22 protein-coding genes are annotated in these 19,128 nt (G+C 62.7%); 9 read left to right on the top strand and 13 right to left on the bottom strand.

Annotated features, from left to right (window positions below; all coding sequences use genetic code 11):
• Nucleotides 1-30 precede the first annotated feature (30 nt).
• Nucleotides 31-366, top strand: a complete 336-nt coding sequence (locus tag NKH57_RS04680) for a hypothetical protein (RefSeq protein WP_352729520.1) — start codon at nucleotides 31-33, stop codon at nucleotides 364-366.
• 124 nt (nucleotides 367-490) lie between these two features.
• On the top strand, nucleotides 491-1,612 hold the full coding sequence (locus tag NKH57_RS04685) for a beta-ketoacyl-ACP synthase III (RefSeq protein WP_023756975.1): 1,122 nt from the start codon (nucleotides 491-493) through the stop codon (nucleotides 1,610-1,612).
• Between the two features lie 4 nt (nucleotides 1,613-1,616).
• Here NKH57_RS04685 and NKH57_RS04690 read toward each other — a convergent pair whose 3' ends face one another.
• The 3 genes from NKH57_RS04690 to NKH57_RS04700 form a co-directional block, all read right to left on the bottom strand.
• Nucleotides 1,617-2,192 (bottom strand): methyltransferase family protein, encoded by a 576-nt coding sequence (locus tag NKH57_RS04690; protein WP_352942134.1) that lies wholly within the window; start codon nucleotides 2,190-2,192, stop codon nucleotides 1,617-1,619.
• Between the two features lie 114 nt (nucleotides 2,193-2,306).
• A complete protein-coding gene (locus NKH57_RS04695) occupies nucleotides 2,307-2,705 on the bottom strand; it encodes a VOC family protein (RefSeq protein ID WP_352942281.1) in 399 nt (132 codons plus the stop codon).
• Between the two features lie 19 nt (nucleotides 2,706-2,724).
• Nucleotides 2,725-3,147: a tautomerase family protein gene (locus NKH57_RS04700; RefSeq protein WP_352604229.1), complete on the bottom strand. Its 423-nt coding sequence runs from the start codon at nucleotides 3,145-3,147 to the stop codon at nucleotides 2,725-2,727.
• Nucleotides 3,148-3,270: 123 nt separating this feature from the next.
• On the opposite strand from NKH57_RS04700, the gene NKH57_RS04705 reads away from it, so the two are divergent.
• Nucleotides 3,271-3,912 (top strand): TetR/AcrR family transcriptional regulator, encoded by a 642-nt coding sequence (locus NKH57_RS04705; RefSeq protein WP_352942137.1) that lies wholly within the window; start codon nucleotides 3,271-3,273, stop codon nucleotides 3,910-3,912.
• Nucleotides 3,913-3,920: 8 nt separating this feature from the next.
• On the top strand, nucleotides 3,921-4,538 hold the full coding sequence (locus NKH57_RS04710; RefSeq protein ID WP_352942140.1) for an MOSC domain-containing protein: 618 nt from the start codon (nucleotides 3,921-3,923) through the stop codon (nucleotides 4,536-4,538).
• A gap of 47 nt (nucleotides 4,539-4,585) precedes the next feature.
• On the opposite strand, the gene NKH57_RS04715 is transcribed toward NKH57_RS04710, so the two are convergent.
• Both NKH57_RS04715 and NKH57_RS04720 read right to left on the bottom strand, forming a co-directional pair.
• Nucleotides 4,586-5,425 carry an SDR family oxidoreductase gene (locus NKH57_RS04715; protein WP_352942143.1) on the bottom strand — a complete coding sequence of 280 codons (840 nt, stop codon included), beginning with the start codon at nucleotides 5,423-5,425 and terminating at the stop codon, nucleotides 4,586-4,588.
• Between the two features lie 129 nt (nucleotides 5,426-5,554).
• The gene (locus NKH57_RS04720) at nucleotides 5,555-6,508 is read right to left on the bottom strand and encodes a D-amino acid aminotransferase (RefSeq protein WP_352942144.1); all 954 of its coding nucleotides are present in this window, start codon (nucleotides 6,506-6,508) and stop codon (nucleotides 5,555-5,557) included.
• A 152-nt stretch (nucleotides 6,509-6,660) separates the two neighbouring features.
• Between NKH57_RS04720 and NKH57_RS04725 the strand changes: the two genes are divergently transcribed.
• The gene (locus NKH57_RS04725) at nucleotides 6,661-7,164 is read left to right on the top strand and encodes a hypothetical protein (protein ID WP_352604219.1); all 504 of its coding nucleotides are present in this window, start codon (nucleotides 6,661-6,663) and stop codon (nucleotides 7,162-7,164) included.
• Between the two features lie 6 nt (nucleotides 7,165-7,170).
• On the opposite strand, the gene NKH57_RS04730 is transcribed toward NKH57_RS04725, so the two are convergent.
• Both NKH57_RS04730 and tsaA read right to left on the bottom strand, forming a co-directional pair.
• Nucleotides 7,171-7,485: a DUF2293 domain-containing protein gene (locus NKH57_RS04730; protein WP_352942148.1), complete on the bottom strand. Its 315-nt coding sequence runs from the start codon at nucleotides 7,483-7,485 to the stop codon at nucleotides 7,171-7,173.
• Nucleotides 7,482-8,021, bottom strand: a complete 540-nt coding sequence (gene tsaA, locus NKH57_RS04735) for a tRNA (N6-threonylcarbamoyladenosine(37)-N6)-methyltransferase TrmO (RefSeq protein ID WP_352942150.1) — start codon at nucleotides 8,019-8,021, stop codon at nucleotides 7,482-7,484. The genes NKH57_RS04730 and tsaA overlap by 4 nt, the downstream gene beginning before the upstream one ends.
• 176 nt (nucleotides 8,022-8,197) lie before the next feature.
• On the opposite strand from tsaA, the gene NKH57_RS04740 reads away from it, so the two are divergent.
• A complete protein-coding gene (locus tag NKH57_RS04740; RefSeq protein ID WP_352942153.1) occupies nucleotides 8,198-9,205 on the top strand; it encodes an ArsR/SmtB family transcription factor in 1,008 nt (335 codons plus the stop codon).
• Entirely contained in the window at nucleotides 9,205-10,122 is a 918-nt protein-coding gene (gene metF, locus NKH57_RS04745; RefSeq protein WP_352729538.1) for a methylenetetrahydrofolate reductase [NAD(P)H], read from the top strand. The genes NKH57_RS04740 and metF overlap by 1 nt, the downstream gene beginning before the upstream one ends.
• Nucleotides 10,123-10,561: 439 nt before the next feature.
• Here metF and NKH57_RS04750 read toward each other — a convergent pair whose 3' ends face one another.
• Nucleotides 10,562-11,479 (bottom strand): DMT family transporter, encoded by a 918-nt coding sequence (locus NKH57_RS04750; protein WP_352942156.1) that lies wholly within the window; start codon nucleotides 11,477-11,479, stop codon nucleotides 10,562-10,564.
• A 212-nt stretch (nucleotides 11,480-11,691) separates the two neighbouring features.
• On the opposite strand from NKH57_RS04750, the gene NKH57_RS04755 reads away from it, so the two are divergent.
• Complete coding sequence (locus tag NKH57_RS04755) at nucleotides 11,692-12,912, top strand: alanine racemase (protein WP_352942158.1); 1,221 nt, start codon at nucleotides 11,692-11,694, stop codon at nucleotides 12,910-12,912.
• Nucleotides 12,913-13,021: 109 nt separating this feature from the next.
• On the opposite strand, the gene NKH57_RS04760 is transcribed toward NKH57_RS04755, so the two are convergent.
• Together NKH57_RS04760 and NKH57_RS04765 are read right to left on the bottom strand one after the other, a co-directional pair.
• Nucleotides 13,022-14,200: a lytic murein transglycosylase gene (locus tag NKH57_RS04760; RefSeq protein ID WP_352942161.1), complete on the bottom strand. Its 1,179-nt coding sequence runs from the start codon at nucleotides 14,198-14,200 to the stop codon at nucleotides 13,022-13,024.
• A 182-nt stretch (nucleotides 14,201-14,382) separates the two neighbouring features.
• Nucleotides 14,383-15,183 (bottom strand): glycoside hydrolase family 25 protein, encoded by an 801-nt coding sequence (locus NKH57_RS04765; RefSeq protein ID WP_352604209.1) that lies wholly within the window; start codon nucleotides 15,181-15,183, stop codon nucleotides 14,383-14,385.
• Between the two features lie 232 nt (nucleotides 15,184-15,415).
• Between NKH57_RS04765 and NKH57_RS04770 the strand changes: the two genes are divergently transcribed.
• Nucleotides 15,416-16,795, top strand: a complete 1,380-nt coding sequence (locus NKH57_RS04770; RefSeq protein WP_352942164.1) for a serine hydrolase domain-containing protein — start codon at nucleotides 15,416-15,418, stop codon at nucleotides 16,793-16,795.
• A 22-nt stretch (nucleotides 16,796-16,817) separates the two neighbouring features.
• Here NKH57_RS04770 and NKH57_RS04775 read toward each other — a convergent pair whose 3' ends face one another.
• From NKH57_RS04775 to NKH57_RS04785, 3 genes are all read right to left on the bottom strand, one after another.
• On the bottom strand, nucleotides 16,818-17,126 hold the full coding sequence (locus NKH57_RS04775; RefSeq protein WP_023813159.1) for a HigA family addiction module antitoxin: 309 nt from the start codon (nucleotides 17,124-17,126) through the stop codon (nucleotides 16,818-16,820).
• A gap of 67 nt (nucleotides 17,127-17,193) precedes the next feature.
• On the bottom strand, nucleotides 17,194-17,877 hold the full coding sequence (locus NKH57_RS04780) for a class I SAM-dependent methyltransferase (RefSeq protein ID WP_352729548.1): 684 nt from the start codon (nucleotides 17,875-17,877) through the stop codon (nucleotides 17,194-17,196).
• Entirely contained in the window at nucleotides 17,874-19,121 is a 1,248-nt protein-coding gene (locus tag NKH57_RS04785; protein WP_352942168.1) for a BtaA family protein, read from the bottom strand. Before NKH57_RS04785 ends, NKH57_RS04780 begins: the two co-directional genes overlap by 4 nt.
• Nucleotides 19,122-19,128: the final 7 nt, after the last annotated feature.

Here is a 19,128-nt window from a genome sequence, read left to right on the forward strand (position 1 = left end):
ATGACAATGCCCGCGTGGCAGGGGTGGATAATGACACTGAAAAAGATGCTTTTCGGCGGTGGCGTGTGCGCGGCGGCACTTCTGGCGTTCTCGATCTCGGCGGAGGCCAAGCGGGCGCGCTGCTTCACCAGCGATGACGGTTATTTCGCCTGCAGCTATCGCTCGATTGACGGCGCCGGCAGTTTCCGCATCTCGGCGCCGGGCTATCCGACCTATGTCCTGGAGATCGACGAGCCGGGCTTTGCCTATGGTTATGTCAATCTCGGCCACCGCAATGTGCCGCTGCCGGGGCAGTTCGTGCGCAGCCGCGACGATGGTGCCTGCTGGAACAACCCGCAGACCAACACCAAGATGTGCGCTTGGTGAGGATTGGCTTAAGTCGGCCTAAACCTTTGGTTTAAGTCGGTGTAAACCGCCGCGGTGAGAAAACTGTTGCGCCGGCGCATTCCGGCGTCCACATGAAGCCTGGAACGCCGGACGGACTGGATATATGCATCGCGTCATCATCAGCGGCATCGGCGTTGAAATCCCTGAAGCCACAATCACCAATGAAGAACTGGTCGCCAGCTTCAATGCCTGGGTCGACATGGAGAATGCGCGCCGCCTGGGCACCGGCGAGCCGCCGCTGCCGAAATCCGACAGTGACTTCATCGTCCACGCTTCGGGCGTGCGCACCCGTCACGTCATCGAGCGCGAGGGCATTCTCGATCCGACCCGCATGGCGCCGCGCATTCCGGCACGGCCCGACGATGCGTTGTCGCTTGAAGCCGAGTTCGGTATCGCCTCGGCCAAGAAGGCTCTCGACCATGCTGGCCTAGACCCGTCCGATATCGACCTTGTGATCTGCTCGGCCTCGCACCACCAGCGGCCCTATCCGGCGATCGCCGTCGAAATGCAGGAGGCGCTGGGCACCAAGGGCGCCGGATTCGACATGGGGCTTGGCTGTTCGTCCGCCGCGGCGGCCCTTCACATGGCAGTGAATTTGGTGCGCTCGGGCGCGCACAAGCGCATTCTGGTGACGACGCCGGAAATCATCACCGGCCATCTCAATTTCCGCGACCGGCAGACGCATTTCATCTTCGGCGATGCCTCGGTGTCGATGGTGGTGGAGGGACTTGCTCAGGGCGACAAACGGCCTGGGCGTTTCGAGGTGCTGGACACACGCATCTGGACGCAGATGTCGAACAACATCCGCACCAATCTCGGCTACCACACCCGAACCGCCCAGGACGACCCCTACATGATCAACCTGGAAGGCAATCTGATCAAGCAGGTCGGTAACAGGGTGTTCAAGGAAGTCACCGTTGCCGGGCAGAAGTTCATCGTGGAATTCCTCGCCGAGCACGGCCTGACGCCACAGGCGGTGAGGCGCTTCTGGCTGCATCAGGCCAATGCGCGGATGAATGCCATGATCCTGAAACTGTCATTCGGCCACGAGGTCGATCACGATCGCGCGCCGATGGTGCTTGAACGGCTTGGCAACACGGCGGGCGCCGGCGCCATCGTTGCACTTTCGGAGAACCACGCCGACATGAAACCCGGCGATTTCGGCCTGATCTGTGCCTTTGGCGCGGGCTATTCGATAGGCGGCGCGCTTCTCAGGATGCTGTAGAGAGCTATTCGTGCCAGACCGGTGCGAACGGCACCAGCATCGGTACCCGCCTGATGTAGTCGTCATAGGCGCTGCCCAGCTCGCTGCGCAGGAAGCGTTCCTCGAGCTTTGCCTTCATGACGATGCCGATGGTCAGCAGGAGGGCGCCGGCAACACCCCAGACAGTGCCTTTCGCCGCCATGGTGGCAAGGATTGCCAAAAGCAGTCCTGTGTAGATCGGATGGCGGACGAGGCCGTACGGGCCAGTGTCGACGACACGGTGCCCGGCCTTGGCGGTGACGGTGCCCGACCACAAGCGACCGAGATGCAGGCGCGCCCACCAGCAGAGGGCGAAGCCTACGGCAATCAGTGCGACGCAAATCCAGGCTTCGGCAAGGTTGGGAGACCACAGGCGAAGCCGGCCGACATAGTTATGCGCCGGAATGAAGAGCAGGATGGTGCCGGTCATCAGAGCCGCGCGGTAAGGCGCCTCGGCCCGGAAGCCGGCACGCTTCGAGGCTTTGTCGGCCCAGAAGGCGGCAGCGGCCCACGACACCACCCAGATCAGCCAAAGAAGCGTGATTGCCGTCCCGGGACGCATGAGACCCTCCGCGATGGTTCGGAGGCATCATGTAGCCGGCACAGCGCGGCGGCAATGCGGCGCTGTGTGAGAGTGGTTCGATTCAGGTAAGAAGATCGTGACCCGCAGCGGACCTCATTCATTGGGACAGTTAAACATCCACTGCACGCCGAAGGCGTCGACCAGCATGCCGAACCTGGTTCCCCAAACTTGCCTCGCCAGAGGGACGGTGATCCGGCCAGCCTCACCCATGCGGTTGAAAAGCCCGCGCATCGCGGTCAGGTCGTCGAATTCCAGCATCAAGGCGGAGCCTTTCATTGGCTCCGCATCGTCATTGTCCGAAGCGTGGAACAGGACGCCTGGGCCTTCGAACCGCGCGTGCAGCACCTTTCCACGCATGGCTTCGGTTCGCAGCGGCATATCGTTGTCGCCCCAGCGCAGCAGGATCGTCCCCCGGCCAAGGCCGCACTGCTCGTAGAAGGTCAGTGCCGGTTCGCAATTGGTGGTGAAGAACAGGGAAGGGGAGAGCCGCATGGGTTTGCTTTTTGCCGGATCAGTGCGCGGCGGCGGTGGCGGCAGTGATAAGCGCCTCGCCCGTATATTGCCTGTCACCGATCCCCCAGCCGCCGTCGGGTGCGTTGACGATGTTGATCCAGGTGTCTTCGGGCCGGTGGTTTGGCTCGCAAAGCTCGGCGACGATCCCGGCGGCTGCGGTGATGAAGCTATTTCGAGCTTCGATCGAACCGAGGCCGATGTTGGGCAGCTTCAGCTCGACCATCACGACCGGCCGATTGACGCCGCCGGCGTAGATGCGATGAAGCGGCAGGACATGGACCGTGCCGCCGACGATCGCGGTGAAGAACGGATTGCCGGTGGCGCCCGAGGCTTCGATGAGGGCGGTGCTGAGACGCGGCAGGATCTCGCGTTCTCCCGCAGGGGTCAGTACGCCTTCCGGCGCGGTCACGGTGATTGGCATTTGGCTCTCTCCTGTTCGCTGGTTTGCATAGCTTCCGGCGGATATTCGTCCGGCTTGCGATGTTTCGTATCAATTGTTACGTTACAAGAAGAAGGTGAGTCAACAGGTTTCGTATCGATCGATATGGAAGATTTGGAAAAGCCCCGTGGCGGACGGCCGCGCGCATTCGACCCCGACCGGGCGCTGGATGCCGCGATGCATCTGTTCTGGGAGCATGGCTATGAGGCGACGTCGCTGGCCATGCTACGCGAGGCGATGGGGCTGACGCCGCCGCAGATCTACAACGCCTTCACCGACAAGGAGACCTTGTTCCGCAAGGCACTGACGCGCTACCACGAAACCGAGATTGGGTTTGCGCTGGAAGCGCTGAGCGCGCCGGTATCGACGCGGGAAGCGATCCGGCGGTTGCTGCTCGGCGCGGCGGAGGCGTATTCCAGGCCCGGCAAGCCTGCTGGCTGTCTGTTCGTCAGCGGCGCGTTGGCAGCCTCGCCGCAGGCGCAAGTCATCGCCGATGAACTCAAGATCTATCGCAAGGCAAGTGAAGCGGCGATTGCAGCCCGGCTGGCCAAGGGCTGGGCAGTGGGCGACCTCCCGGAAAACCTCTCGGTCGAGGGCTTCGCCAAATACCTTGCCGGCGTGATGAACGGCATGTCGATCCAGGCTCGGGACGGCGCTTCGGTCGAAGAGTTGCGCGGTTTGGCCCAAACCGCTCTTGCGGCCTTGCCAGCCGAAGGGCAAAAGCAAGCGGCATCATCCAAGGAATGAATGAAGCCATGCTAGATCTCTTCCCCGAAGCCGAAAAGCCGGTTGAAATCGTCCCCGCGCGAAAGCTTGTCGCCAAGGCGGCAGCACTTTACGTTGCGCCATCGGATCGTTTCCAGACGCGCCCGGCGGACGAATTGCGGCTGGGTTTCGACGGTATAGCGGGCGATTTCCATGCCGGGTCGACGCGGCGTTCGGGCGGGCGCGAGCCTTGGTATTCGCGCGGCACCGAAATGCGCAACGAACGGCAGATATCGATCGTGGCATTGGATGAACTCGCCATCGTCGCGGAACGGATGAGCCTGGCCGAGATCAAGCCGGAGTGGATCGGCGCCAACCTGGTGATCGAAGGGGTGGCGAACCTCTCAATGCTGCCGGCCGGCACGCTGCTGTTCTTCAAGGGCGGCGTGACCATCAAAGTCGACGCGCAGAACGGCCCTTGCCGAATCGCCGGCCGTTCGATCGCCGAACATGCAGGGATGGCCGATATCGAGGCTGGTGCGCTGTTGTTCCCGAAGGCGGCAAAGCGGCTGCGTGGCGTCGTCGCCTGGGTCGAGAAGCCGGGAACGGTCCGGGCCGGCGAAGAAATCTCGGTGCGTGTGCCGGAACAGTGGATCTATCAAGGCTGAGAGCAGGCTACGCCGCCCATGGAGCGGCGCAGCAAAAGCGCTGGGCTTCAGCCCTTGCGGTTCTTCTTCTCGCCTTGCGCCATGATGGAAACGTGGTCCCACTTTTCCCAGGTGGCGATGCGGTTAGCGTATTCCTGTTTGATCATCGGCAGGCCGCCGTCGCCGAAGAATACCCTGAGCGGCGGCTCGGCGGCGTCGACAATGGCCAGCATGGCCGGTCCGGTGGCCTCGGGATCGCCGGCGACCGAATTGGCGCGGCGCTCTGCCATCTTGGCGCGGGCGGGCGCATAGGCCTCGATCGGTTGGGAGACCTTTGCCGACGGGCCGGCCCAATCGGTGGAGAAACCGCCGGGTTCGACCAGCGTGACATGGATACCGAATTCCGCGACCTCGATGCTCAGCGACTGGCTGAGCGCCTCCAGCGCCCATTTCGAGGCGTGGTAGAGGCCGAGCGAGGCAAAGGCGTTGACGCCGCCGATCGACGAGATCTGGATGATGTGGCCGGACCGCTGCGCCCGCATGATCGGCAGCGCTGCCTGCGTGACCCAGAGCGCGCCGAAGACATTGGTTTCGATCTGGTCTCGGGCTTCCTGCTCGCTGACTTCTTCGATGGCGCCGAAATGGCCATAGCCTGCATTGTTAATGACGACGTCGAGCCGGCCAAAGCGCCTGTGCGCCTCGGCGACAGCGGCATCGACGGCTTTCTTGTCGGTGACGTCGAGTTTTATCGCGGCAATGTTGTCGCCGTACTTCTCGACGAGATCGGCGAGCGTGCCGGCATCGCGGGCGGTCGCGGCAACGCGGTCGCCACGCGCTAGCGCTGCCTCGGCCCAAACGCGGCCAAAGCCCTTCGACGATCCGGTGATGAACCAAACCTTGTTTGTCATAGTGTGGAGTCCTTGCCCCTGCGGGCGTGATTTCGGTGGAAACGGAGGCTACTCCGCTTTGAGGCATATACGGTCTATCGCCTGATTTTCCAGAGGCCGAGGCGAATCTTTTTACAGGACGCCGGTCGATCAGGGATAGTTCACAGGGCTCGACCATGCCGGGTCGTCGTGCTTCTCCCAGTAAAGTCCCATCAGCCGGCTGGTGATCGCGCCGACCTTGCCGTCAGCGATCCGGACGCCGTCGATCTCCGTCACCGGCATGATGCCGCCGGCGGTGGAGGTGATGAAAACCTCGTCGGCGTCACGTAATGCGGCGACGCTGACATCGGTGGCGGCGGCCGCAAGACCTTGTTCGATGCAGAGATCGAAGACGGTGCGTCTTGTGATGCCGGGCAGTACGCCAATGGAAGGCGTCGACAGTTTGCCATCCTTGACGCAGAAGACGTTGAAGCCCGGGCCTTCGGCGACATTGCCGTCGAAGTCGAGAATCAGCGCCGTCTCGGCGCCGCGGTCATAGGCATCGTAGAGGCCGCGCACCAGATCGAGCCAATGGTAGTTCTTGATCGTCGGGTCGAGCGAAGCCGGCGGAATGCGCACCTTGTCGCTGATGGCGACGCGCAGGCCGCGCTGCAACTGCTCGGCATTGGCAACCGAACCGAATGGCACGGCGAACGCCATGAACCGATTGATCGCCTGGCGCGGGTCGCGGCTGAAGGTCGGCGAGGCGCCGCGCGTGCACAGCATTTCGACATAGGCGGCGCGATGGCCGGACAGCGCCACGCAATTGTGCAGGATCTCTATAACGCCTTCGCGGTCGAAGGGGATCGTCATGCGCAGCTTGTCCAGCCCGCCGAAGAAGCGGTCCAGATGCAGGTCGATCCGGAAGAAGCGACCGCTCCAGACATGCACGGTGTCGTAGGTGGCATCGGAATGCAGAAAGCCCCAGTCCAGCACCGAGATCTTGGCTTGCGACATCGGCAGGTATTGGCCGTCAAGGAAAGCGACGCCCTCGGGGTAGGAATGTGGGTCGAGATGGCGGTCGCCAACTACGGGCAGTTGTTTCTTGTCCATCGTCTGCCTCATCGGGACCTCCTGTCGCGCAAGTCGAGGCAGGCTAGCGGTGCTGGGCAGAAGGCATAGAGCCACCCGCTCGGCGCTGTTCGGCCTCCATGATGGTCTGAACGATACATTGGATTGGAATTGCACTACCATTCCGGTTCTGAACGGAGGGGAAGATGGGCAAGCTTGAGGCCGGCGTAGCCGCCATGATGATGTTCGCCGCCGCGGGCGAAGCCAGCGCCCAGTGCGCGCGCGAAGGCGAGGAATTGTGCCAGGGCGGCCAGACCTATCGCTGCGAGAAAACCGGCAGCGAATTGACGCCGATCTTCCAGAACCTGCCTTGCGCGGTGAATGTGCCGTCGCTGAGCGGCACCTGGGTCGGCAACGGCCACCAGAGCCCGGCCGGCGATGCCGGGGCCGACTGGTCGATCTCCATGACGATCGAGGATGGCGGCGCGTCGATCGACTACCCGTCGCTCGGCTGCGGCGGATCCTTGTCCCAGACGTCGAGGGACGATACGTCGGCGGAATATCACGAGAGCATCACCTACGGTCAGGACAAGTGCATCGACGGCGGCGACGTCACCGTCAGGTTTTTCAAGGGAAACCTATCCTGGACCTGGGTCGGCCAAGCCGACGGTCAGCCTTACAATGCGGTAGCCGTGCTCGCGCGGAAATGATTGCGTTCAATCCTCCTCGTCATCGGCATCGAGCAGACGTGTCGCGCGCCAGCGGGTGAGCACGTTGTTGATCTGCTCGATGACGAAGAAACGCGCCGAGTCGCGATCGTAACCTTCGGCCAGCAGTTTCTCATAGTCGGTGTGTATGTGGCGGATATGGGCAATCGTCGCCAGCCATACGGCGATGCCCGGCGGCAAGGTTTTCATGTGGACCGCACCGGCGTCGGTGCGGATCTTCTCCATATCGGCATAGGGCGCCAGCGGCAGCAGCGCCGTCAGCGCCTTGGCGATGGCGCGGCGACGGCCGGTCGGCGCCGTCATCGCGGGATCCGATCGGGCTCGTCGCGCCCTTCGATGGTCGCCTCTGATATGGCGTCGGTCGAGGCGAAATAAGGTTTCAGGTCGATGACCGGCGTACCGTCGAGCACGTCGATGGCGTCGAGATCGATACGGCCGGTGTCTTGGTCGAGCCCCACCAGCCTGGCCACATGCAGCCCGATGGGGTTTGGGCGGGCCGGGGAGCGCAGCGAAAATACGCCTTTCGCTTCAGCTGCATGGCGCGGTTTCTGCACGATCAGGTCTCTTGGCGCGTGATGCAGCCAGGACAGGATGATGACGTGGCTGGCCCGTTCCAGCCCTTGCAGGCCCTCGCGATAGGGCGCGTCGATGGTCAGCACCGCAGGCTGTCCGGTTTCGCGCGCGGCACGCATGTTCTTCGGGCAGGTTTTCCTCGTCGCCCATGGCGAAGCGATGCGGCCGATGAACACGATACCGCCATCCGGCGGCATCGATGCCGGATCGCTTTCCAGCCTACGCTCGCCTTCGCGTTCCTCGAACATCTCACGCGATCCGGTCATTCTGCTCATCTTTTTGTTGGTGCATGTCGTTATCTCAAAACGGCGACATACTTTTAGGCGACATGCATCGAGAATCACGCATGCGGCATTTTCTTGTCCGGCAGCGACATAGCGCTTGCAAGGTTTTGAAAATCGACATAAACATATGTTTATATCTTTTCAAAGAGAATACGCTGATGCATGTCTCGCTCGACACCATGGTGGATACGTTGAAAGCGGCGGCCGAATCCAGCCGCTTGCGCATACTGGCACTGTTGTCGCGCGGCGACCTCACCGTTTCCGATCTTACCGAAATTCTCGGCCAGTCGCAGCCGCGCGTTTCGCGGCACCTGAAGCTCTTGCTGGAGGCCGGGCTGATCGGCCGCTATCAGGAAGGGTCATGGGCCTTCTTCCGCCTGTCGGACACGGATTCCGCACGTGACTTCGTCATGGGGCTGGTTTCGGGCATTCGGGGTGCCGATCCGCAGGTTGAACGCGACCTCGAACGGCTGGCCTCGGTCAAGCGCAAGCGGCAGGACCGGGCGGTCCAGTATTTTTCCATGAACGCGGCGAGTTGGGACCATATCCGTTCGCTGCACGTGCCGGATCGCGCCGTCGAAGCCGCCATGCTGAAGCTGGTCGGCAAGCGGCCGTTCCAGTCCATGCTCGATCTCGGCACCGGCACCGGGCGGCTGCTCGAAATCTTCTCGCCACTCTACCGGCGCGGCGTCGGCATCGACATGTCGCGCGAAATGCTGACCGTGGCACGGGCCAATCTCGACAAGGCCGGCGTTTCAAACGCGCAGGTGCGGCAGGGTGATATCTTCGCGCCGCCGGTCGAGCGCGATGCGTTCGATCTCGTCACCATTCACCAGGTGCTGCATTATCTCGACGATCCGGCCCGCGCCATCCATGAGGCGGCGCGGCTTTTGCGCCCGGCCGGGCGCCTGGTCATCGTCGATTTCGCGCCGCATACGCTGGAATTCCTGCGCGACGAGCATGCGCATGTGCGGCTCGGCTTTTCCGACCGGCAGATCATCGATTGGTTTGCGGAAGCCGGGCTCGATCTCGAAGATGCCCAGGAATTCGAGCCGCGCGGCGGTAACGAGGCCAGGCTCACCGTGAAGCTCTGGCTTGGCCGCGACCGGCGGCTGCTGATCGCCGATCCTTCCAACGACAGCAAGCAGATAAGGGAAACCGCCTGATGAACCAGTTCCGCTTTTCCCGCCGCCCCGACATCGGCGACAAGGTCAGGGTTTCCTTCGAATTCTTTCCGCCGAAGACCGACGACATGGAGGCCAGGCTTTGGGACACAGTCACAAGGCTGGAGCCGCTGAAGCCGAAATTCGTCTCGGTGACCTACGGCGCCGGCGGCTCGACACGTGAGCGCACCGCCCGCACCGTAAAGCGCATCCTGACGGAAACCGATATTCCTGCCGCGGCGCATCTGACCTGCGTCGGTGCAACGCGCGACGAGGTCGACGCGGTCATCCAGGACTACAAGTCGATCGGCATCAACCGGTTCGTGGCGCTGCGCGGTGACCCGGCCTCCGGCGTCGGCGAACCCTATCGCCCGCATCCCGGTGGCTACGAGAATGGCGCGGAGCTGGTCGCCGGGCTGAAGTCGATCGCGGATTTCGACATCTCCGTCGCGGCTTACCCGGAGAAGCATCCGCAAAGCCCCGATTTCGCCACCGACATCGAGATGCTGAAACGCAAGGTCGACAATGGCGCGACGCGGGCGATCACCCAGTTCTTCTTCGACAATGATCTCTACGAGCGCTATGTCGAGCGCGTCCGCCGCGCCGGCATCTACATCCCCATTGTGCCGGGCATCCAGCCGGTTCACAGTTTCAAGCAGGTCGCGAACTTTTCCGCGAGGGCGGGCGCGCATGTGCCCGGCTGGCTGGCGGAACGGTTCGAGGGCCTCGACCGGGACCCGCAGACGCATGCGCTGGTGGCATCGGCGGTGGCGGCCGAACAGGTCATGGATCTGGTCGAGCGCGGCGTCGGCGATTTCCACTTCTATACGATGAACCGGGCCGATCTGGTCTTTGCCATCTGCCATATGATCGGCATCCGCTCGCATGAGGCGGCGGCCGCCGGATCAGCCGCTGCATGAGCCAGGCTCAACAACAAAAGGCCGGGAAAAACCCGGCCTTTTGAATTGGTTGGACTATTTGGGTGCTGGTCTTCCCCGCTTTGGCGGTCAGGGAAGGAAACCCATAATGAGGGCTCCGATAAAGGCGAACGCAGCACAGATCATCAATGCGTTGATAGGCCTCGTAAGTCCCATGACATAGCCTCCTCTTAAAGAGCTATGTCCAGGAGTCTAGTTTCATTTGTGCCACAGGCAAGCGGAAAATATGCTGCATTGCGACGTGATTGTGAAATTCGCGACCCGTCTTTTGCCGTTAGGCGTTGAAACTCCTAGGCAAAAACCGGCCTCAGACCTGTGAATAAATTATGGCGGTGATGTGTCTCTGTCGTGTCATGGCAGCGCTACCCCCGCGAAAGTCGAATCGGCTTTCACGCTACGGCGCGTCCAGTTGGACGCACGGCTAACGTCTTGCGAACAGTCGTCCGTCGATGGTGACGAGGCCAAGGGCGATCAGCACCACGCCGACGACTTCGAACAATTCGAGCCGCTCGCCGAGGAACAGGAAGCCGAGCAGCATGGCGCTGGCCGGCACGATGAGCGTGACCAGCGACGCGTTGGTGGCGCCGGCGGAGGCAACAAGGTTGAAATAGAGGATGTAGGCGAAGGCGGTGGACAAGAGCGCCAGCGCCAGCACCGCGGCCCAGACCGGCGGTGAGGCCGAGAACAGGCCTGCTGGACCATAGGTGAAGAGAACGATCGGAATCATGATGATGGTCGAGGCGGTCAATTGCCCGGTGGCGATGACCGGCGAGGGCACGCCCTTGAAGCGGCGGGCGACCATCAGGGCAATGCCGTAGGACAGCGAAGCGCCGATCAGCGCGAATTTGGCCCAGACCGGGCCGCCGAGCCCGGCAAGCAGCCCGGGGCCGATCATCACAGCCGTGCCGGCGATGCCGAGCGCAATGCCGGCGAGCTTGTTCCAGGAAAGCTTTTCGTCTGATGTCAGCGCATTGGCGAGGATCAAAGTCCAGAACGGCGTCGTCGCGTTGAGCACCGAGGCAACGCCGGCGCCAAGCTCCGTCTGGCCGGCGAAGATCAGCGAGAAGGGGACGACGTTGTTGGTGAGTGCCAGCAGGAAGAACAGGCCGGCATGCGGAAGCGCGAGTCGGAAGGAGGGGCCACGCAGGCCGAGACAGGTATGCAGCGCGACCGCCGCGATGGCGACACGAAACAGCACCAGCACCAGTGGATGGAGTTCCGCCACCGCGATGCGGGCAAAGAAGAACGAGCCGCCCCAGATTGCACCGAGCAGCAGGAGCTGGCCCCAATCCTTGAGCACCATCGGCCCGCGTGATGCAGTCGCCCCGGCTATCGCCATGTGATCGTTCTCCCCCCAGACGGCCTGAATGCAAGTCGGTCAGGCGAAACGCATATCAGGTCCGGCCACAAGGGCCACCCGAAACCTGATTGATGGCAAGCCTTCACGCGCCAAGACCTAGCGCCGCCGCGTCAGCGCCGCGAGACACAGAATTGTTTTCATTAGCCGCTAGCTTGGATTAATTGTGCGCAGGCTAGGTCAAGGATTCGTCGATGCAGCGATTCGAAAATGCCCGCGAGGCGGCACTGGCGCTTCGTCCGGACGATCCGGTCTATTGCTTCCGCCCGCAGGTGCTCATGGCCGATGCCAAACAGTTCATGGGCATGTTCCCCGGCAAGACCGCTTATGCGGTCAAGACCAATGGCGAGCAGATCGTGCTGAAGACCCTGGTCGAGGCCGGCGTGAAGGCTTTCGATGTGGCTTCGCCGGGCGAGTTCGCCGCCGTGCGCGCGGTCTCTGCCGATGCCGAGATGCTCTACATGCACCCGGTCAAGGCGCAGTCGGACATCAAGCTGGCACTGGAGAAGTACGGCATTCGCGTCATTTCGCTCGACCATGAGGACGAGATCACCAAGCTGACCCGCGTGGTGCGGGCGCTCGACGTCGATCCGAGCTCGATCAGTGTCTTCGTGCGGGTGCAGACCAAGGGGCATGCCGCCTACGAACTATCGAAGAAGTTCGGCGCCGGGCCGGCCTATGCCATCGAACTCGCCGAGCGGCTGAACCGTACCGGCTACAAGGTCGGCCTGTGTTTCCATGTCGGCAGTCAGATCGAGGATCCCGACACCTATGAGCGGGCGCTTGCGTCGGCCGACTGGGTGCGTAACCGGCTGACTTTCGATATTGCCGGGCTCGATGTCGGCGGCGGTTTTCCCGCCGAATACGGCCATGATCCCAACCGCAAGCAGATCGAGATGCCGTCGCTCGGCCAGATCATGTCGCGACTGTCCGGCGACCTTAAGGAATACCAGTTCGACCAGATGCCGCTGGTGGCCGAGCCCGGCCGCGTGATCGTGGCGCGCTGCCTGTCGCTGATCGTACGGGTGCTGCTGCGCAAGGGCAAACGGCTCTACATCAATGACGGCATCTGGGCATCGCTGTCGGATTCATGGACGGGCAAGATCACCCTGCCGGCGCGTTTCATTCCCGATCCGGCGATCCGCTCGCGCAATGGCGAGGAAAAGTGCATCGTGCCTTTCAAGGTCTGCGGCGCAACCTGCGATTCCGTCGACATCCTGTCGCGGCCGTTCTGGCTGCCGGAGACCGTCGACACCGGCGACTGGATCGAGATCGGCCATATCGGCGCCTATTCGCTGTCGCTAAGGACCCGCTTCAACGGCTTTTATCCCGACACCTTCGTCGAGGTCACGACGCCCTTCGACGAGGGCGACGTGCCACAAGGGTTTGCGAGCTTGGAGACGATGGCGGGATAGGGAATAGGGAATAGCCAGTAGCGAATAGGGAAGATTTGCTGAGACAGCAGCAAGGAAGGACTACCTTCTATTCGCTATTCGCTATTCGCTATTCGCTATTAGCTATTCGCTAAAGCTTTGCCAATAGCTCCGGCGTCGGCCAGCCATCCACCGGCAAACCTAGCCGCATCTGCTCCTTGCGGATCGCCTCGCGGGTGTTGGTCCCGAGGATGCCGTCGACTGTGCCGACGTCGTAGCCCCTGGCTTCGAGCTTTGTCTGCAAAGCCTTCATTTGCTCGCTCTCGAGACCGGTCTCGGGATCGCGTGGGTCGAACTGTTTTGCTCCCGCCAACCGGGCGGCGAGATTGGCCGCGGTCAGAGCGTAGGTGAAGGACTGGTTCCACTCGAGATAGACGTCGAAATTGTCATAGGCGAGGAAGGCGGGGCCTTTGCGGCCCATAGGCAGCGCCAAGCCGGCCCTGAGGCCGTTGTCGATCAGCGGCGTGCCGTCGGGGTTGGTGATGCCCCATTGTGCCCATTGCGATAGGGGCAGCTTGTTGGTGCGACCGGTCTGGTCCCACGGCATGTCTTCGGGCACGCGGACTTCCTGGATCCAGGGCTCGTCGCGTTTCCAGCCACGCGACAGTACCTTGTTGGCGGTGGTCATGATCACGTCCGGCACACTGCCGCGCAGGTCGACCTTGCCATCGCCGTCGCCATCGACCCCGCGCGCCAGATAATCGGACGGCAGGATCTGCGTCTGGCCGATCTCGCCGGCCCAGGCACCCTTGACGTCGGCCGGCACCACGCCGCGATCGATCAATTGCAGAAGCGGCATCAGTTGTGGCCGGAACAGTTGCGGTCGGCGGCAATCATGGGAAAGCGTCACCAAGGCGCTCAACGTGTGGAAATCGCCCTGTACGGCGCCGAAATCGGTCTCCAGTGCCCAGAACGCGGCGATGATCGGCGCCTGGACGCCGAACTGCCGATCGGCGCGGGCGAAGACATCGGCGTATTTCGTCAGATTCGCCGCACCTTGCTTCAGCCGGTAGGCCGAGATCATGCGGTCGGAGAATTCGATGAAGGTCTGGGTGAAGACGCCCTGGGCGCGGTCACGTGCGAGGACCTTCTCATCGATGGCTGCGGCCTCCAGCGCGTCGAGACCGACTGGGCCAACGCCAGCCGCCTTGGCTTCCGCTGCCACGCCCTGCTTCCAGGCTTCGAAGTCGCCGCCGCATTCCTGCGCCATCGCCGGCAAGGCCGAGGCGCACAGGAACAGCGCCGCGAGGGCTTGAGAACGCAGTCGCATCAGTTTCCTCTCGAAACGAACGGGGGCATTTGTCGCGCTTCGCCGGGAAGCCCAACGCCCTGAATTGCCTGCGGTTGCACTCTTTACCGCTGCCTGTGTCGAAAAGCAGGCGGCAGCCCCGGTGTCAACGGTTCTTCTGCCGCAGCCCTTATTCCCGAGGCTTCGCCGCCATTGTGACGATGTCAGCGGGTGTTCTGCCGCAGCCACTTGTTCCAGGCGGCTTCGCTGCCGTTGAAGACGTTGATGTCGGACTTGCCGGTCATGCCCGGAACGATGCCGGTTCCAGTGTACTGCCAGAAGGTGAAAGGGTGGCTGCCATACTTTTCGCGCGGATGGCCGGCGACGGAGCGCAGCCAGTAGGGATACCCGCCGAAGCTCGCCAGTTCGTTATCGTCGAAGAAGTCGACCGAGGTGTAGATGATCGGCTTCTTGCCGTAGTGCCGTTCGACGATTTCGAGGAAGGTGGTCATCTCCGCGCGCACCGTGGCCGCGTCGGGACGCAGCTTGCAGGTCGGCGATTGCGGGTTCCATTCCATGTCGAGGACAGGTGGCATTGCCGAGCGATCGACAGGGACGTTGCGGATGAACCAGCGCGCCTGCACGGCAGCCGGGGTGCAGAAATAGTAAAAATGATACGCCGCGCGCGGAATCCCGTTGGCCTTCGTGCGCGCCCAATGCTCGTTGAAATAGTCGTCGAAACGGTCGCCGCCCTCGGTCGCCTTGATGAAGGCGAAGGAGATGCCGCTGGCCCTGGCCGCTGGCCAGTCGACCGAGGTCTGGTATTTGGAGACATCGGTGCCGTGGACAGCGTAGCTCCACGGCGCGCCGCTTTCCCATTCATGCGGCTTGGAATCGGCAAAGCGCGGCGCGCGCACGGCGACCGCCTGACTGTTCGACGCGGACGGCGACAGCGGCGAGAGGTCGTCAACGGTCGAACAGGCGCCAAGCAGTGTCAGCACGAAAAGGACCGCAAGACGGCGCATCGCAACTCCCGAGCCGGATTCAGCCGGTCGCTGATGGGTTTTGTTGCGGGTGGCCCCCTCGACTGGCCTCTCCGAGCGATCGCCCCACAGCATCGCCCCCAACCTATCCTTTGATCGCCGATCATGGTTGATAATCCGTTGACGGCGCTCGACAAGCCCCATGATTTGCGAAAGCAATGGCGGCAAATCGATGACGGAAGGGTCCGGCGAGGCCTGGGAGGAAAGAAAAGAAATGCGGATCGTCGTCAAGATCGTCAAATGGCTGCTTGGCCTGATCGTGCTGGCGATCGCCGCGCTTTTTGCCTGGCTTTATATCGCGCCGCCGGAATTGATCCGCGTCGGCTCGGGCTACTCGGCCAAGATCGTCTGTTCGAACGTCTTTATCGCCGGACGCAACGCGAATGAGGTGCTTGCCGTCGACGTGCAGGCGCCGGGGCACCCGCTGCTGCGGTTGATGCGGGTCTCGGTGGATAAGAACAGGGGGACGGTCTCCGCGGGCTTGCTTGGCTTCCTCGGCAAGAGCGTCGCCGTCGCCCGTGACGGGCTGGGCTGCGCTTCGGTCCCCGACGGCGATGTCGGCAAGGTGCGGCGGACGGCAATCCATGCGGGCCCCTCGGAGATCGGCCAAGATGCGCTGTGGCCGGAAGGTGAGCGGATCGAGGCATCACAGGACCCGCTGATTGCCAAGTTGCTGGACGATGCGGCACTGACCGGTCCTGGATTGCGCGCGGTGGTAGTGGTCAAGAACGGTCGTGTCGTCGCCGAGCGCTATGGTGCCGGTTTTTCGGCAAAGACGCCGTTGCTCGGCTGGTCGATGACCAAGACGGTGAACGCCGCCATCGTCGGCACGCTGGTCAAGGACGGCAAGATGACCTTTGCCGACAAGGGACTGTTCGGGCCGTGGAAGGCGGACGGCCGCAGTGCCATCAGCCTTGCCGACATGATGGCGATGTCGAGCGGGCTGGAGTTCAACGAGGATTATGGCGACGTCGCCGACGTCACACGCATGCTTTATCTGGAGCCTGACATGGCAGGCTTTGCCGAATCAAAGCCGCTGGCGGCCGAGGTCGGCAAGATGTTTTCCTATTCGAGCGGCACTGCGGTGATGCTGTCGCGCCTCTGGCAGGACGCGATCGGCGACAAGGCCAAGGCGCTGACGTGGCCGCGCACGGCGCTGTTCGAGCCGCTCGGCATGCACAGCGCGGTGCTGGAGACGGACGAGCAGGGCACCTTCGTCGGCTCGTCCTATCTCTACGCAACCGCGCATGACTGGGCGCGCTTCGGTCAGTTCCTGCTGCAAAGCGGGGTGTGGAACGGCAACCAAATCCTGCCGGCCGGCTTCGTCGACTGGATGCGGGAGCCGGCAGCCGCATCGAAAGTCTACGGCAAGGGCCAACTGTGGATAGAGGCTCCGGGCGATGAGGAAAACTCGGGCGCGGGCGTCGCCGCAGGCCTGCCAAAGGACACCTACTGGATGGAAGGCCATGACGGGCAGACGGTCGCCATCATCCCCTCTGAGCAGTTGGTGGTGGTGCGGCTGGGCCTGACTCCGGCCAAACTCGGCTACCGGCCGCAGACGATGGTGGGCGCGCTGGTGAAGGCGTTGCATTAGACTAGCGCGCCCGCAATTCTTGCTATGCAGCAGTCGCCAAAGGCTTGGCACGATCAACCCGCGCTCGCTCGTCGGGCGAGTTCATGACCTGCCAAAGGTCACTGCGGCGCTGGACGTTTAGCCAGAAATCCGGGCTGTTGCCGAACACCCGAGCCAGAATAAGCGCGGTCGCCGCCGTCACGTTGCGGCGGTCGTTGCACAATTCGTTCACATGCTTGCGCTGGACCCCCATCGCCTCGGCCAAAGCTGCCTGCGTAAGGCCGAGCGGTTGCATGAATTCTTCCGTGAGAATTTCGCCAACCGTTGCTGGCTTGCGTGCGGTCATCAACATGTTCTCACCTCACAACTGCCCCGCCTAACAGGGGAATTGGAGCACCATGCCTGCCCAATGGCAACATTCAGATGGCGCTCTTGATGACCGCCAGCCAGGTATAACCGCGATAAAGCGTGCGGAAACGGAAGCTTGCGCCGGTTCGCCGAGATTCCGATTCCAGAACCTCGCGCAGCGATTCACGCGGCGCGACATGGAATTTTTTGAGCCAGCCGCGCAGCAACGTGCGGAACCAGCGCGGCAGGCCTTCCTGCTGGCCGAAATCGACGACGTGCAGCGAACCGTTCGGTGACAGCGCGGCAAGCGCTGCCGATACCGTTTTTTCCCAGCCAGGGATCATCGACAGTGAGTAGGACACGAAGACGCGATCGAAGCGTTCGACACCGAAGAGCGCATCGGCATCGAAATCTGTGGCGTCTCCCCTTGCCAGCATGACCCGGCCGGACAGGCCTTCGCGCGTCATCGCGGCGCCGGCCGTCTCCAGCATTTCGGCTGAGATGTCGAGGCCGAAGAAGCGCGCTTCGGGGTATCTGCGAGCGGCGAGGATGATGTTGCGGCCGGTGCCGCAGCCGAGCTCAAGCACGTTGCCGCCGACCGGTACGTCCAGCCCCGCGATCAGCCAGTCGCGGCCGAGCAGGTAATATTTGCGGGTCAAGTCGTAGATGTGGCGCTGCCAGCGGTAGACGCCGTCCATCAATTCGGCATGGCTGGCCTTGAATTCCGGGCTGGCCGGCAGTTCGGTCGCGCTCACGCCGCACGCTTCACATAGAGGTGGAAGCCGCCATAGATGGCGGAGCGGTCGCGAGTCGAGAATTCGCGCGAAGCTTCATCCTGATAGACCCACTGGTCGAGCAGCGAACTAGAGACCCGGCCTGGCAACAGGCTGGGCTCGGCGGCGGTGCGGAAGATGATGCGGGCGCCGGCCGATGCGGTGCGGGTGATTTCCGCCCACAGCGCGTTGAGCTGTTCATCGGTCATCCAGTCCTGTGCATCGAGCAGGACGAAGCGGTCGACCGCGCCGGCATCCTTGCCGGCGAGGAATTCGATCAGATTGATATGGTGAATGGCGACGCGGTCGACATTGCCCCGGATGGTCTCGTAGTTCTGCCTTTCCAAATAGGCGGGCAGGGCGGCCTCGCCGGGGTTCGGATAGCGCCGCGCGAAGGCCTGCCAGGCGAAGTAGTTGTTCTCCAGCGGAAAATCGCAAGCGAGCTTTTCCAGCCGGGCCTTCAGCACGCTGGCCATGGTACCGTCGCCCGAGGTGATAAGCGAATCGTACTGCGCCGGCGGAATGCCGAGGCCGAACAGCGAGGCCTTGCGTGACGTCGCCCATTTCAAAAGCTTCTTGTCGAAGACCGGCGCCAGTTCCTCATGGAAGAAACGGCGCTGCTCGCCGATGTTGCGGGCCTGCATGATGCCGGCTGGGTCGACGCCGAAGAACTTTGCCGTGTGATGGCCCATGGCGATGAACAGGCCGAGCAGGCCGGTCTGGTAGAAATTGCGGTCGAAAACGGCGATGCGCCTGATGCCGCGCCAGTTGCGGCGCTCCCAGTAGTGACGGCTGACGGTATCGAGATGCGGCGCGATGAAACGGTCGTAGGCTTCCGAATTGTGGCTGGTGTCGGCGGCGCCGAAGAAGCGGAACAGGTCGCCTTGCGAAGGCAAATGGCGCACTGCCTCCAGCTTCATGCGGTTCAACGCGACATGGGCGGCATTGAGGTCTACGGCATCGATCCGTGCCGGCGAACGGGTGAGGTAGGCCAGGATATTGCAACCGCCCGACGCGATGGTGACGACGCGGTGACCCCGGCCAAGCTGCATCGCCTCCATGTCGACGTCGGGGTCTTCCCAGATCTGCGGATAGACGAGGCCGGAAAACAGGAAGGCGAACAGCCGCTCCGAAATGCCCGCCTTCGACAGTGGGCGGTTCTGGTAGACGGCCTTTCCCACTTCCTTGCCGCGGCGAAAAACCAGATCTGCGGAGACGTCCGTCATGGCAAGA

It is taken from the genome of Mesorhizobium sp. M1050 (assembly GCF_040318715.1).
Classification (GTDB): domain Bacteria; phylum Pseudomonadota; class Alphaproteobacteria; order Rhizobiales; family Rhizobiaceae; genus Mesorhizobium.